We start from the raw sequence: 13,898 nt of genomic DNA on the forward strand, positions 1-13,898 counted from the left end.
ATTGCTAGGTAAGCGTTTTTTAGGTTGAAGAGGTGCGGATATGCGAGCAGTTTTATTAAATTCACTGGGATTATTTGTTATTATCTTGATAGGCTATTTGACTAAACGGCTCAACTTATTAACTAAAGCAGACGGGTCGCTGATCTCAAAAATAGTGGTCAATGTCACATTGCCGGCAGCAATCGTCGTAAATCTGCAGTCATTAGTGATCAAAAATCAGTTATTGCTCTTGATTTTAGCAGGACTGTTTTTAAATTTAGCAATGATCCTCGTCGGTCATTTCTTATCAAAGAAACAGGAACATGTCGAACGCGAATTTTTAATGTACAGTGTTTCAGGTTACAATATCGGGAATTTTGCGATTCCTTTTGTGCAAAGTTTTATGCCGCTGGCCATTCCGATTTTATCTTTTTTTGATATTGGAAACAGCGTCATGTTAGCCGGCGGATCCAATGTAGTGATCGAAGGCATCAGCGGCGGGACGGAAGAGCGTCCTAGTTTCAAAAAAGTGCTTGGGCGTTTGGGACGGTCTGTGCCATTTCTTTGCTATTTGATCATGCTGCTTTTGCGTGTGTCAAAGATCAATCTGCCACAAGACTTCTTTCAAATGGTACAACCGATCGCTAACGCGAATACTTTTTTATCGATGTTTATGATCGGATTGTTTTTGGAACTGCGCTTGCCGAGAAAAGATCTGACGTTGGTGGCACGAGTCTTAATGATCAAATATGGCGTAGGACTATTGATCGTATGTTTAGTGCTGCTGCTGCCACTGCCGGAAATGATCAAAATCGTTTTATGTTTGGTCTCTGTCGGACCAATCCCGACATTTGGTGTTATCAATAGTGTCGCAGCTGGAATGCGAGCAGAAGTGGTGGGCTTTACCTCATCTCTGAGTTTTTTGATCAGTCTGCCGCTGATGACAAGTTTATTATTATTTCTATAAAAAAAGCTGGAGGTTTTTATGTTAATTGGTTCTCATGTAAGTATGAAGGGAAAAGGTATGTTATTAGGCGCAGCGCAAGAAGCTGCCAGCTACGAAGCATCGACCTTTATGATCTATAGCGGCGCCCCGCAAAATACCCGCCGCAAATCAGTGGAAGAGATGAACATTCCAGCTGGTGAAGAATTTATGAAAGAGCATAATTTGTCCAACATCGTGATGCATGCGCCGTACATCATTAATTTAGGTAATACACAGAAACCAGAGATGTTTCCTTTTGCCGTTCAATTTTTGCGTGATGAGATCATGCGGGCAGAAGCTTTAGGCGCAATGCAGATCACTTTGCATCCAGGTGCTCATGTAGGTGCTGGCGAAAAAGCTGGCTTAGATCAGATCATCAAAGGATTGAACGAAGTATTGACTAAAGATCAGCGTGCGCAAATTGCTTTAGAAACGATGGCAGGAAAAGGAACAGAATTAGGCAGAACATTTGAAGAATTGGCGTATATTATCGACGGAGTAACTTTAAATGAAAAACTTTCGGTGACTTTTGACACGTGCCACACCAATGATGCCGGCTACAATGTCAAAGAAGATTTTGACGGCGTATTGGCAGAATTTGACCGCGTGATTGGTTTGGATCGTTTGAAAGTTCTCCACATAAATGATTCAAAAAATCCTATCGGTTCTCACAAAGATCGCCATGCCAATATTGGTTTTGGTACGATCGGATTTGATGCGCTGAATGCTATCGTACATCACGAAAAGCTGGAGCAGCTGCCTAAAATATTGGAAACACCGTACGTGGGAGCAGACAAAAAGAATCAACAGGCTCCTTACGGTTTTGAAATTGCGATGTTAAGAGCTGGAAAATTTGATCCAGATTTATTAACAAAAATCCAAGCACAATAAAAAAACCGACACCCAAAGCGATCAGCTGCTCGTAAGGACTTAATTATTTCTTTGTCCTAACAAGTCAGCCGGTCTTGTGGAGTGTCGGTTTTTTGCGATTATTTCTGGTATAAAGTGAAGCTGCATCGTTAGACAAGCGGACCGAACGTTTTTAAGTTTGACTTGCTGTAGAATCAGCAGCTATTCTCGAATTTGACCATCGCCGTAGATGATGTATTTACTAGAAGTCAACTGTTCCAAGCCCATTGGTCCACGAGCATGTAATTTTTGCGTAGAGATTCCAATCTCTGCACCAAGTCCAAATTTAAAACCGTCAGTAAAACGAGTGGATGCATTGATATAAACTGCCGCTGCATCGATTTCTTTCAGAAATTTTTGTCCATTATGATAGCTGTCAGTCACAATCGCTTCTGAATGTTTAGAGTTGTAGTGATTGATGTGCTCGATCGCTTCATCGATAGTAGCGACGACTTTGACTGCTAAAATGTAATCCAGAAATTCAGTTGACCAATCTGCTTCTGTGGCCAAATTCGCTTGCTTTAAATGAGATAAAGCGAGAGCATCGCCTCTTAAAGAGACGTGCTGAGGTGTCAAAGCTTTTTCGATCATCGGTAAAAATTCAGCGGCAATCGCTTCGTGAACCAATAAAGTTTCGACAGCATTGCAGACGGAGGGGCGTTGTGTTTTTCCATTGACAACTATTTTTAACGCCATCTCCAACTGTGCGGCAGAATCAACATAGATGTGATTATTGCCGGTACCTGTTTCAATTACTGGGACGGTCGCATTATTTTTGACGTGTTGGATCAAACCGGTACCGCCGCGGGGAATCAAAACATCTAAATACTCATTCAACTGCATCAGCTCATTTGCTGCAGCATGAGAAGTATCGTTGACAAACTGAATCATTGCCGGATCTAGCTGATTGTCGCGCAACGTCTGCTGCATCAGTTTTACTAAGATTCTATTAGAGTAAAAAGCTTCTTTGCCGCCGCGTAAAATTACCGCATTGCCGGATTTGAAACACAGGCTAGCCGCGTCGGTAGTTACGTTTGGCCGCGATTCAAAAATAATCCCGATCACACCTAAAGGAACCCGTTGTTGTCCAATCAACAGCTGATCTTCTGTCCGCCACATTTTTTCTACTACGCCGATTGGATCAGGCAATGCCGCTACTTGTCGAATCCCCTCAGCCATCTCTTGAATTCTTTTATCCGTTAAGCAGAGTCGATCGATCATCGGCTCAGAAATCCCGTTTTCCTTTGCTCGGCTCAAATCCTGTCGATTTTCCGCCAAAATTATTGCCGCGTTAGTTGTTAAATCATTTGCCATTTGCAGCAAGCAATTATTTTTTTGTACAGTTGTTAGCTGACTCAATTTTTGTGCAGCCGATTTACTTTGCTGTCCTAGTGTGGTCAATAAATTAGTCATATTTTTCCCCCTTAAATAATGTTCCGACTTCTTTGCCTGCTAAGATATCAAAAATTATTCTAGGAGGTTTGCCGTTTGCCAAGACCATCGTACTTTTTTCTGCTAAGATTCTTTGAGCGGCTTTCAGCTTACTGACCATGCCGCCCGTACCAAAACGACTGCCTTCACCGCTAGCTTGATCCAGCAATGTTTGATCGATCACTGAGACAGTAGAGTATAAGACAGCATGTTCATTTTTGGCAGGATTTTCCGAATAAAAACCGTCAATATCGCTTAACATGATCAAGACATCTGCTTTCATTAGTTGTGACACGATCGCGGATAATTCATCATTGTCGCCAAATTTTCTCGTGTGATCCATTTCATCGACTGCTACGGTATCATTTTCATTGATGATCGGCAGAATTCCCATTGCGAGCAGTTGGTCCAATGTATTGATGACGTTTGAGCGGCTTTCTGGAAAATCAACGACATCGCGTGTCAATAAAACTTGAGCCGTTTGTTGACTGTATCTTAAAAAGCGCTGATTGTAGATTTGCATCAGTTCCGCTTGACCGACTGCCGCGACCGCTTGTTGCAACGGAATCTCGCACGGACGTTGGGAAATCATCAGTTTAGCCATCCCGACACCAATCGCACCCGAAGAGACTAACAATATTTCTTTTCCTTGATTGCGAAGGTCAGTTAAGACGAAAGCTAATTGATCAATACCGTCCAAATTGATCTTGCCGTTTGGATGGATCAAGGAACTTGTCCCGATCTTCACCACAATCCGATTGACGGACCTTAAAAAATTTCTCATAGTTGCACCTCTTCACTTAGCCACCAGGAAGAAAGGTATTGTTTCGAAGTTTAGCATATTTTAATTATTATTTCACCATTTTTTTATAATTTACTGAAGAATTATGCGGTTTATTTGGTTTTTATCAATAGAAAAACGTCCTGCTCTTCTTTTATATAGAAAATAAATGACGGATAAGCAATCAGATTGAACGAAAATTTCATAGTTTGATTTTAAGATTTTGAAAACGGCTTTTCTTTTGCGGGATCTTCTAGTAAAATGTATGAGAATGTGTCAGGAAAGGAGCGGTGAAAATGGTATCAACTGGAATTGTAGTATTGATCGCAGTAATTGCTGCACTATTAGGTGCTGTTGGCGGTTTCTTCTTAGCCCGTAAATATATGCAAGACTATTTCAAAAAGAATCCTCCAATCAACGAGGATATGTTACGTCAAATGATGATGTCGATGGGGCAAAAACCTTCAGAAAAAAAAGTGCGTCAAATGATGCAACAAATGAAAAATCAACAATAATCTTTGAAAGGACAATCGTCGAAGGATGGTTGCCCTTCTTTTTTGATAAATTTAGAGCGAAACACACAATCTGCAGCTAACTTCAGTTGAAGAAATCAGTTTTCAAAAATTGAGAGAACTGATTTTGATGGGCGTTTCGCAGCGGATGCAACCTGTTAAAGCAGAAAGCAGGGCTCGCAAAGCAGATTTGTCGACAGAATAAATTCTTGGATGTAAAGTAAAGCCGAATGGGGGAATTGCTGAAATGTATGATGTAATAATTATTGGTGCGGGTCCGGCAGGGATGACCGCAGCCTTATATGCTTCACGTTCAAATTTGAAAGTTCTTTTGATTGAACGCGGGGCACCCGGCGGACAAATGAACAACACCGCTGAAATTGAAAATTATCCAGGGTTTGAGTCCATCATGGGACCAGAGCTTGCGATGAAAATGTATGACGGCGTCACAAAATTCGGTACTGAAAATGCTTATGGGATCGTTCAAGATATTAAAGATCATGGCGATTACAAAGAAGTCATTACAGAAGATAAAAAATATCAGGCTAAAACAATCATCGTTGCAACAGGCTGTGTGCATCGGAAACTAGGTGTACCAGGTGAAGAATCTTTTGCAGGTCGCGGCGTTTCTTATTGTGCAGTCTGTGACGGAGCCTTTTTCCGTAATAAACGTTTGATTGTTGTCGGCGGCGGCGATTCAGCAGTAGAAGAAGCAATTTATTTAACACGTTTCGCTTCTGAAGTTGTGATCGTTCATCGTCGTGATGAATTGCGGGCACAAAAAATCATTCAAGATCGTGCTTTTGCAAATGAAAAAATTTCATTTATTTGGGACAGTGTTGTCGATGAAATCGTCGGCAATGAGATGGTCGTGACGGGTGCGCAGATCCGCAACGTCAAAACAGGAGAAGTCCACTTAGAATCAGCAAATGGCGCCTTTATCTATGTTGGTTTGGAACCATTGACTGAACCGTTTAAAAATAGTGGGATTACGAATGCTGCTGGCTGGATTGAAACTGATTTTGAAATGAAAACGAAGATTCCGGGTGTTTTTGCGATTGGTGATGCTCGTGAGAAAGATTTGCGTCAAATCACGACAGCCGTTGGCGAAGGCGGGATCGCAGGCCAACAAGTCTATAAATATATTGAAGAACAAAATTGATCTTAGGGGATGCGACAAGAGGATTGTCGCATCTTTTTTTCGACTAAGCGGCGTTTTAGTCATTTCTTCAGAAATAAGTCAAAATTTTTTTGAAGCTGTCCGCTATTGTCGTGCGCTTTTTTTGCGAGGAGAGCTGTGGCGCTTTTTTTAGTCTGACATAGATGTTCCCTTTGCTGGATATAACAGTAATGGTATACTTAGATGGTAAAAAAATTTGAAAGAGGTGTGTTTCATGTCTTGGGAACAAGTTTATGAACAATGGATCGATTCAGATAAATTAGATGAAAACATGCGAAAAAAATTACAAGACTTAGGCAAAGACCCTGAGTTGAAAAAAGATGCATTTTACAAACCATTAGAATTTGGAACCGCGGGAATGCGCGGAATCTTAGGGCCTGGCGTCAATCGAATGAATATTTTTACCGTTCGCCAAGCAACTGAAGGATTAGCACGTTTTATGGATACGCAAGACCCTGAAACGAAACGTCGCGGAGTGGCAATCGCTTATGATTCACGTCATATGTCGCCAGAATTTGCCATGGAAGCAGCAAAAACATTGGCAAAACACGACATTCCTTCGTTTGTATTTGAAAGTCTGCGGCCAACGCCAGAATTGTCTTTTGCCGTTCGTTTTGAAAATGCCTTTACAGGAATTATGATCACTGCATCGCACAACCCTGCGGAATACAACGGCTATAAAGTATACGGCGAAGATGGCGGGCAAATGCCGCCTGAAGACGCGGATGCATTGACGAAATTTGTCCGTAATGTGGAAAATCCGTTAGAAGTCGAAGTATTATCAGATGAAGAAGTTGAACATAGCGGCTTGATCACTATTATTGGAGCTGAGGTCGATTCCGAATATTTGAAAGAAATCAAATCCGTAACGATTGACCAAGCGCTGATCAATGAAATGGGTAAAGAATTAAAACTAGTTTATACACCGTTACATGGGACAGGCAAAATGCTTGGAGAAAAAGCCTTGAAACAGGCCGGCTTTGAAAAATTCATGCTTGTTCCTGAACAAGCAATCGCTGACCCAAATTTCTCAACTGTAAAATCACCAAATCCAGAAGAACATTCTGCGTTTGAATATGCGATCAAATTAGGTGAACAAGAAGGTGCAGACTTATTGATTGCGACAGATCCTGACGCCGATCGTTTGGGTGCGGCCGTTCGTTTGCCGGATGGACGTTATCAAGTTTTAACAGGAAATCAAATCGGTGCTCTTTTGATTCGTTATATTTTGGAAGCACATAAACAAGCAGGAACTTTACCAGCAAATGCGGTAGTCTTGAAATCGATCGTATCGAGTGAATTAGCGACAACGATTGCGGCTAGTTACCATGTGAAGATGGTAGATGTGTTGACCGGCTTTAAATTTATCGCTGAAAAAATTCAACAATATGAAGCGGATCATTCGCAAACATTTATGTTTGGTTTTGAAGAAAGCTACGGCTATTTGATCAAATCTTTCGTTCGTGATAAAGATGCGATCCAAACCTTAGTCTTATTAGCGGAAGTTGCGGCTTATTATAAAAAACAAGGTAAAACACTGTATGACGGCCTTCAAGATATTTTTGCAGAGTACGGCTATTACGCAGAAAAAACGATTTCTGTTACATTAAGCGGTGCTGAAGGTGCTGAACGAATCAAAACGATTATGGAAAACTTACGTAGTGAAGCACCAAAAGCATTCGCTGATGTTGCAGTTACGCTGACGGAAGACTTCAAAACAGCCAGAGCGATCGCGGCTGATGGCTCTGAAAAGGCAATTGAGATGCCTGCTTCGGATGTCTTGAAATATACGTTGGCTGATGAAACTTGGTTAGCGATTCGACCTTCTGGGACAGAACCAAAAATCAAATTATATATCGGTGTGAAAGGTGATTCTCACGATACTGCCGCAGAAAAAATTGCGACTTATGAAGAAGCAATCCGTAAAATCGCCGAGTAAATGAGGGCTAAAAAATGAAGGAACACGAAGAGTTTCAAGCGGTCAGTCAATTTTTTAAAGTTTTGAGTGATCCGACACGGTTAAAAATTTTAATGTTTCTGAAAGAAGGCGAACGCAATGTTTCATCGATCAGTGACACGTTAGCGATGGAACAATCCGCTGTTTCTCATCAATTGCGACTATTACGCGACAATCGGTTAGTAAAAGCACGCCGTGATGGCAAGGCGATGCTATATAGTTTGGATGATCAGCATGTCTTAGATGTTTTAGAACAAACCTTCCGTCATGTCTTACACCAATAAAAAAGAGCTTTTCCAAATTTTTTGGAAAAGCTCTTTTTTTTTATGAGAATTTTGTTATACTGGTAGCTAACTATTAGAGAATGATGAAATTACTTTTAATAATAATGCAATTTAACGGAGGCGGATTATGGAAAAAGCAGTCAAGGTGGGTCTATTAGGATTAGGTGTGGTAGGTACCGGCGTCTTAGAAATTCTAGCAGATCACCAAGAAAAAATTCAAAAAAGTATTGGTGGCTCCTTGGTTGTAACGAAAGCTTTGATTCGACCAGGAGAAGATAAAAGTCAGTTAGCTAAAAAATATGATTTAGAATTAGTCACTGAGCTAGAGGCGATTTTGAATGATCCGGAAATTTCAATCGTTGTAGAAGTAATGGGACGGATCGAACCGGCCAAGACTTTCATCACAAACGCACTCTTAGCCGGCAAACACGTCGTGACTGCCAACAAAGATTTAATGGCTCAGTATGGCAGCGGATTGGTTGATCTAGCACGTGATCAACAGCGAAATCTATATTATGAAGCCAGCGTGGCAGGCGGGATCCCGATTTTACGGACGATTGCCAATAGCTTAGCGGCAGATGATATTACAGAAGTCTTAGGGATCGTCAACGGCACGACCAACTATATGTTGACTAAAATGGTGCAAGAACATCGAACGTATGAAGAAACACTGAAGGAAGCTCAAGAACTTGGCTTTGCGGAAAGTGATCCGACAAATGATGTTGACGGGATCGATGCCGCTTATAAAATGGTCATTTTAAGTAAATTTGCTTTTGGGATGACGGTAGCGATGGATCAAGTCAAGATCAAAGGAATCCGCGGGTTAGCGGCAGAAGATGTTGCGATGGCTGACCGGCTGGGTTACACCGTTAAATTGATTGGGTCAACGATCAAAAAAGACGATACGATCTCTGTTGAAGTTGGTCCTGTACTTGTGGCGCAAAATCATCCGCTAGCTTCGATCCATAACGAAATGAATGCAGTATTTATCAAAAGTTCAGGGATCGGCGAATCGATGTATTACGGTCCAGGTGCGGGTGCCCGGCCTACAGCGACAAGTATCGTAGCGGATCTGATGACGATCGTCAATAAGATGAAAAAAAATACAGTCGGTCATCGGTTCACCGGCTATACACAGCCAACCAAAATCACGCCGCCAAGTGAAAATACCAGCAAGTATTTCTTATCATTGGAAATGCCGGATGAACCAGGTCAATTTTTAAAACTTGCTGAGATTATGACACAAGCAAAAGTTGGCTTTGAACAAGTTGTTCAAGAAAAAGGCAACGGAACAAGTGCACGAGTAGTTTTGATTACGCATGAGACATCCGAAACGGAATTAGCAACGATCCAGCAAGGAATCAAAGAAAAAACGAGTTATAAATTATTGTCATTAATGAAAGTTATGGGGGAATAACGATGTATGAAGGTTTATTAAAACAATATAAAGAATATTTGCCAATCACGGATAAGACACCGCAAATCGCTTTAGCAGAAGGAAACACACCGCTGATTCCTTTGAAAAATCTATCAAAAGAGTTAGGCATTACTTTATACGGAAAATACGAAGGATTAAATCCGACCGGTTCATTTAAGGATCGTGGAATGGTGATGGCTGTCGCTAAAGCAGTGGAAGATGGCGCAAAAGCGATCATCTGTGCTTCAACGGGTAATACGAGCGCGGCAGCGGCAGCCTATGCCACACGAGCAGGGATCAAAGCTTATGTCGTTATTCCTGACGGGAAAATCGCTTTAGGGAAACTGGCTCAAGCAATTGCTTATGGTGCGGATATCATCTCGATTCCCGGAAACTTTGATGAAGCATTGAAAGCTGTTCGCGACATTGCTAAAACTGAAGCAGTAGCTTTAGTCAATTCAGTAAATCCCTATCGATTAGAAGGTCAAAAGACAGCTGCTTTTGAAGTTTGCGAACAATTAGGAAAAGCACCAGACGTGTTGGCGATCCCCGTGGGTAATGCCGGAAATATTTCTGCTTATTGGAAAGGTTTCAAGGAATGGCACGAGAAAAAAGGAACGGAATTACCACGAATGCATGGTTTTGAAGCAGAAGGCGCAGCGGCCATTGTGAAAGGCCAAGTCATCGAAGCACCTGAAACAGTCGCGACAGCTATTCGGATCGGGAATCCAGCCAGCTGGAAACTAGCCGAAGCAGCGCGTGATGAATCAAACGGCTATATCGATTCAGTGACAGATGCAGAAATTTTAAATGCTTATCGTAAAGTCGCCGCTCAAGAGGGTGTTTTTGTTGAACCAGGTTCTGCAGCGTCACTAGCAGGAGTGATCCAACACGTGAAAAATGGTCGGATCAAGCCAGGTGAAACCGTTGTGACAGTCTTTACCGGAAATGGCTTAAAAGATCCTGATACAGCAATCAAAGAAACAGATATCAAAATCAATAAGATGAGCGACGTGGAGGATATGCGCCAACACTTACGTGAAGGAGTGGCGGCTCTATGAAAATCCGCGTCCCGGCAACCAGCGCCAATTTAGGTCCTGGCTTTGACTCGTGCGGCATTGCTTTGTCACAATATCTAACAATCGAGATAGGTCCGGAAACTCGGACCTGGCAGATTGATCATCAATTAGGCAGCAAGATCCCTTCAGATGAAAGAAACTTGTTGATCAAAACTGCTTTAGATCTTGCACCGAATTTGAAACCGCACCAGCTTACGATGATTTCAGATATTCCGATTGCACGTGGTTTAGGCAGCAGCTCATCAGTAGTCGTAGCGGGGATCGAATTAGCCAATCGTTTAGGAAATCTAGGGATGACGCCACAGCAAAAAGTAGCCTACGCGACAAAAGTCGAAGGTCATCCTGACAATGTGGCGCCAGCGATTTGCGGCGATTTTGTAGTAGCAAGCTACAACAACGATGAAGTAAATTTTGTGGAGCATACTTTTCCCGATTGTGATGTGATTGCTTTCATCCCAAATCACGAGTTATTGACTTCAGAAAGCCGTGCTGTTTTGCCAAACGAAATGTCTTACCGCGATGCGGTGCAAGCTAGTTCAATCGGCAACGTGATGATTGCGGCCATTTTAAACGGCAATTTGCCGTTAGCTGGTAAAATGATGGAACGCGACATCCTGCATGAAAGTCATCGCCAACACCTTGTTCCGCATCTCAAAAAGATTCGGGCATTTTGTAAAACATACGGCGGCTATGGCAGTTTTTTAAGCGGTGCTGGACCGACTGTTTTAGTGTTGACACCGCCAGAAAATACTGAAAAATTAGTCGCCGTTTTGCAAGACTTCGACCCCGAAGCATTGATCGATGTACTTTCAATTGAAAGAGAAGGCGTACAAATATTTTAATTGCATTGAAGAGAAGAGTATAATCAATCGGACTTGACAGAGAGCTTCGGAAACTGAGAAGAAGCAGCAGCGATTTGTTAGAAGATGGCCTCGGAGCAATTGTCGATTCGACACGGGAACGCCCGTTACAGCAGTTCGTAGCAATACGACGAAAGTTCAGTCTTGTAAGAGACTGATAAACTAAGGTGGTACCACGGAACTCCCGTCCTTTCATAGCTGAAAGGATGGGAGTTTTTTTGCGTTGAGATGACTCCGGAAAAAAAGTTTAAAACAAAAAACTATTTAGTTGATTGATCCAGTCAATTGATCGAGATACATATAAAATTTGGAGGTTGTGACAGAAGGCAAGAAGGCAGCTTCAAGAAATACGACTTATCGTCAAAGAAGCCGAAGCACCGTTTATGCGAAAAAGGCGAGGAGACAAGATTTTTATCACATCACCAGAAGTCAGTTTTATTTTTGAATTAAAAAAGCCAAATGAGGAGGAAAATAATGGAAATTGAAACGAACTATTTGGATTATAGAAATTATCCAGACAATAAAAAATTAAACGTACTGTCAAACACGATCGATGATCATAAATCTGCAGCTGAAGTGGAAAATTATTTAAAGTGGAATATTGTCAGTGATTGGCAGAGTCGCCAACAATTGAAGTGTTGCACCAAATCAGAAATTTCCTTGTTCGTCGGTCTGGAAAAAACAGAACGATGTACGTCGTTTTTAGTAAGTAGTCTAAGGGGGGATGTCTTATGCCGATTCGCTTAGAGCCTGATTTTCCGGCAAAAGCCATTTTAGAGTCCGAGGACATTTTTGCGATTGCTGATTCTCGCGCGAAACACCAAGACATCCGTCCGTTAAAGTTATTGATTCTCAATCTGATGCCAAATAAAATTGACACAGAGATCCATCTACTGCGTTTGATCAGTCAAAGTCCGCTGCAGATCGATGTGAATTTTTTGAAAATTGCTAGCCATGAACATAAGCATACGAGCAAGAACCATCTAGACGAATTTTATTTGGATTTTTCTCGGGTAAAAGAGACTTGTTATGACGGGTTGATCATTACCGGCGCACCAGTCGAGCAGCTGGCGTTTGAAGACGTCGATTACTGGCCGGAATTAGTAGAGATCATGGAATGGAGCCAATCGTCAGTGACTTCTGTCGTCCACATTTGCTGGGGAGCACAAGCCGGATTGTATCACCATTTTGGGGTTGATAAAGTTGCGTTTAAAGAAAAACTTTTCGGGATATATAAACAAGCTATCGAACATCAATTTCGCTTGTTCAGAGGTTTTGATGATCGTTTCTGGATGCCGCAATCACGTTATACGGGGATTGATGAAGAACAAGTTCGTCAGAAGAAGATCCGAGTGATCGCTAAAGATGAAACGGGTCAGTCGACGATTTTGATTTCTGAAGATGAACATGATGTTTTCTTGATGGGACATTTTGAATATGGTACCGATACTTTAGAAAAAGAATACTTGCGCGATCGCGAGCGGGGAATAGCGACTGCTGAACCAAAAAATTATTACGAGGACGGGAACATCCATAATTCTTGGCGGGCACAAGCGCATTTGTTTTATCATAACTGGCTAAATGATGTGTATCAACTCACGCCTTATCACTTAGAAGAGATTCGACAATTGCAAAAAGAAAGAAAGCTGAGATCGATTTGATCTCAGCTTTCTTCTTCCATAAAGTAATAACTATGGTCTTCTAAGTCTAAGGCACTCATAATCATCGCCGCTGTTTCTTCAATGGAAAGAGTCGCCACGTTGATGATCTCACAACCTAACTTATGATAAAGCTCATGGGCAAATTTTAATTCTGCTTGGATTTTTTCTCGATCTGAATAAGCCGTTTCGGGATTTAAACCATAAGCACGCATCCGTTCTTTGCGAATTCCGATCAAAACTTCGGGATCATTGGTCAAGCCAACGATTTTTTTAGGATCGATTTCAAACAATTGTTTTGGGATATGAGCTTGAGGGATCAATGGCAAGTTGGCAACTTTCAAGTTTTTGTTGGCTAAGTACAGGCTCAAAGGTGTTTTTGACGTTCTGGAAACACCCAACAAGACAACGTCAGCTTCCAAAAAGCCGCGGGGATCTTTGCCATCATCATATTTGACCGCAAATTCCATCGCTTTGATGCGTTTGAAATAATTATCATTCAAATGGTGCAATGCCCCGCGTTCGCCGGTCGGTTCAAGCTGGGCTCGTTTTCCTATTTCACTAACAACAGGATTTAATAGATCCATTGTAAACAGCTCTTCATTATCAGAAAAATCTTTAGCAATTTTAGCTAAGTCGGGGTCGATCAATGTATAAATGATCATGCCGTTTTCAGCTTTGGCATCATTCAATGCTTTCATCAATAATTCTTCCGTATGCACAAAGGTCCGGCGGAAGAGACAAAATTCCACAGTTGGATACTGCGCCATTGAGGCTTGAGCTAATTTTGAAGCAGTTTCTCCTGCAGAATCGGAGATGATAAAAATAGTGACTACTTCGTTTTGTTTTTCGCTATCCATAAAGAA

14 protein-coding genes are annotated in these 13,898 nt (G+C 41.7%); 11 read left to right on the forward strand and 3 right to left on the reverse strand.

Annotation, left to right across the window (positions count from 1 at the left end; all coding sequences use genetic code 11):
* The first annotated feature begins 40 nt into the window (after positions 1–40).
* Together FFM63_RS02115 and FFM63_RS02120 are read left to right on the forward strand one after the other, a co-directional pair.
* A complete protein-coding gene (locus FFM63_RS02115; RefSeq protein WP_137608695.1) occupies positions 41–946 on the forward strand; it encodes an AEC family transporter in 906 nt (301 codons plus the stop codon).
* 18 nt (positions 947–964) lie between these two features.
* Complete coding sequence (locus FFM63_RS02120) at positions 965–1,855, forward strand: deoxyribonuclease IV (protein WP_137608696.1); 891 nt, start codon at positions 965–967, stop codon at positions 1,853–1,855.
* Between the two features lie 180 nt (positions 1,856–2,035).
* On the opposite strand, the gene FFM63_RS02125 is transcribed toward FFM63_RS02120, so the two are convergent.
* Positions 2,036–3,286, reverse strand: a complete 1,251-nt coding sequence (locus FFM63_RS02125) for a glutamate-5-semialdehyde dehydrogenase (RefSeq protein WP_137608697.1) — start codon at positions 3,284–3,286, stop codon at positions 2,036–2,038.
* Complete coding sequence (proB, locus tag FFM63_RS02130; RefSeq protein ID WP_137608698.1) at positions 3,279–4,088, reverse strand: glutamate 5-kinase; 810 nt, start codon at positions 4,086–4,088, stop codon at positions 3,279–3,281. The genes FFM63_RS02125 and proB overlap by 8 nt, the downstream gene beginning before the upstream one ends.
* A 293-nt stretch (positions 4,089–4,381) precedes the next feature.
* On the opposite strand from proB, the gene FFM63_RS02135 reads away from it, so the two are divergent.
* The 9 genes from FFM63_RS02135 (at position 4,382) to FFM63_RS02175 (ending at position 13,035) form a co-directional block, all read left to right on the forward strand.
* The gene (locus FFM63_RS02135; protein WP_010740033.1) at positions 4,382–4,600 is read left to right on the forward strand and encodes a YneF family protein; all 219 of its coding nucleotides are present in this window, start codon (positions 4,382–4,384) and stop codon (positions 4,598–4,600) included.
* Positions 4,601–4,844: 244 nt separating this feature from the next.
* Complete coding sequence (gene trxB, locus FFM63_RS02140) at positions 4,845–5,759, forward strand: thioredoxin-disulfide reductase (protein WP_137608699.1); 915 nt, start codon at positions 4,845–4,847, stop codon at positions 5,757–5,759.
* A gap of 232 nt (positions 5,760–5,991) precedes the next feature.
* Positions 5,992–7,716: a phospho-sugar mutase gene (locus FFM63_RS02145; protein ID WP_137608700.1), complete on the forward strand. Its 1,725-nt coding sequence runs from the start codon at positions 5,992–5,994 to the stop codon at positions 7,714–7,716.
* Positions 7,717–7,730: 14 nt separating this feature from the next.
* Complete coding sequence (locus tag FFM63_RS02150) at positions 7,731–8,018, forward strand: ArsR/SmtB family transcription factor (RefSeq protein ID WP_137608701.1); 288 nt, start codon at positions 7,731–7,733, stop codon at positions 8,016–8,018.
* Between the two features lie 127 nt (positions 8,019–8,145).
* Positions 8,146–9,435, forward strand: coding sequence for a homoserine dehydrogenase (locus FFM63_RS02155; protein WP_137608702.1), 1,290 nt, complete (start codon positions 8,146–8,148; stop codon positions 9,433–9,435).
* Between the two features lie 2 nt (positions 9,436–9,437).
* Positions 9,438–10,496: a threonine synthase gene (thrC, locus tag FFM63_RS02160; protein WP_137608703.1), complete on the forward strand. Its 1,059-nt coding sequence runs from the start codon at positions 9,438–9,440 to the stop codon at positions 10,494–10,496.
* Entirely contained in the window at positions 10,493–11,356 is an 864-nt protein-coding gene (gene thrB / locus FFM63_RS02165) for a homoserine kinase (protein ID WP_137608704.1), read from the forward strand. Before thrC ends, thrB begins: the two co-directional genes overlap by 4 nt.
* Positions 11,357–11,848: 492 nt before the next feature.
* Positions 11,849–12,121 carry a hypothetical protein gene (locus tag FFM63_RS02170; protein WP_137608705.1) on the forward strand — a complete coding sequence of 91 codons (273 nt, stop codon included), beginning with the start codon at positions 11,849–11,851 and terminating at the stop codon, positions 12,119–12,121.
* A complete protein-coding gene (locus FFM63_RS02175) occupies positions 12,106–13,035 on the forward strand; it encodes a homoserine O-succinyltransferase (protein ID WP_137608706.1) in 930 nt (309 codons plus the stop codon). Before FFM63_RS02170 ends, FFM63_RS02175 begins: the two co-directional genes overlap by 16 nt.
* Before the next feature lie 2 nt (positions 13,036–13,037).
* Here FFM63_RS02175 and FFM63_RS02180 read toward each other — a convergent pair whose 3' ends face one another.
* Complete coding sequence (locus FFM63_RS02180; RefSeq protein ID WP_137608707.1) at positions 13,038–13,892, reverse strand: pyruvate, water dikinase regulatory protein; 855 nt, start codon at positions 13,890–13,892, stop codon at positions 13,038–13,040.
* Between the last annotated feature and the right edge of the window lie 6 nt (positions 13,893–13,898).

Source organism: Enterococcus pingfangensis (genome assembly GCF_005405205.1).
GTDB classification, from domain to species: Bacteria; Bacillota; Bacilli; order Lactobacillales; family Enterococcaceae; genus Enterococcus_A; species Enterococcus_A pingfangensis.

Coding starts and splice junctions, on each gene's coding strand:
- FFM63_RS02115 (WP_137608695.1), top strand. CDS start 41: ATGCGAGCAGTTTTATTAAATTCACTGGGATTATTTGTTATTATCTTG.
- FFM63_RS02120 (WP_137608696.1), top strand. CDS start 965: ATGTTAATTGGTTCTCATGTAAGTATGAAGGGAAAAGGTATGTTATTA.
- FFM63_RS02125 (WP_137608697.1), bottom strand. CDS start 3,286: ATGACTAATTTATTGACCACACTAGGACAGCAAAGTAAATCGGCTGCA.
- proB (WP_137608698.1), bottom strand. CDS start 4,088: ATGAGAAATTTTTTAAGGTCCGTCAATCGGATTGTGGTGAAGATCGGG.
- FFM63_RS02135 (WP_010740033.1), top strand. CDS start 4,382: ATGGTATCAACTGGAATTGTAGTATTGATCGCAGTAATTGCTGCACTA.
- trxB (WP_137608699.1), top strand. CDS start 4,845: ATGTATGATGTAATAATTATTGGTGCGGGTCCGGCAGGGATGACCGCA.
- FFM63_RS02145 (WP_137608700.1), top strand. CDS start 5,992: ATGTCTTGGGAACAAGTTTATGAACAATGGATCGATTCAGATAAATTA.
- FFM63_RS02150 (WP_137608701.1), top strand. CDS start 7,731: ATGAAGGAACACGAAGAGTTTCAAGCGGTCAGTCAATTTTTTAAAGTT.
- FFM63_RS02155 (WP_137608702.1), top strand. CDS start 8,146: ATGGAAAAAGCAGTCAAGGTGGGTCTATTAGGATTAGGTGTGGTAGGT.
- thrC (WP_137608703.1), top strand. CDS start 9,438: ATGTATGAAGGTTTATTAAAACAATATAAAGAATATTTGCCAATCACG.
- thrB (WP_137608704.1), top strand. CDS start 10,493: ATGAAAATCCGCGTCCCGGCAACCAGCGCCAATTTAGGTCCTGGCTTT.
- FFM63_RS02170 (WP_137608705.1), top strand. CDS start 11,849: ATGGAAATTGAAACGAACTATTTGGATTATAGAAATTATCCAGACAAT.
- FFM63_RS02175 (WP_137608706.1), top strand. CDS start 12,106: ATGCCGATTCGCTTAGAGCCTGATTTTCCGGCAAAAGCCATTTTAGAG.
- FFM63_RS02180 (WP_137608707.1), bottom strand. CDS start 13,892: ATGGATAGCGAAAAACAAAACGAAGTAGTCACTATTTTTATCATCTCC.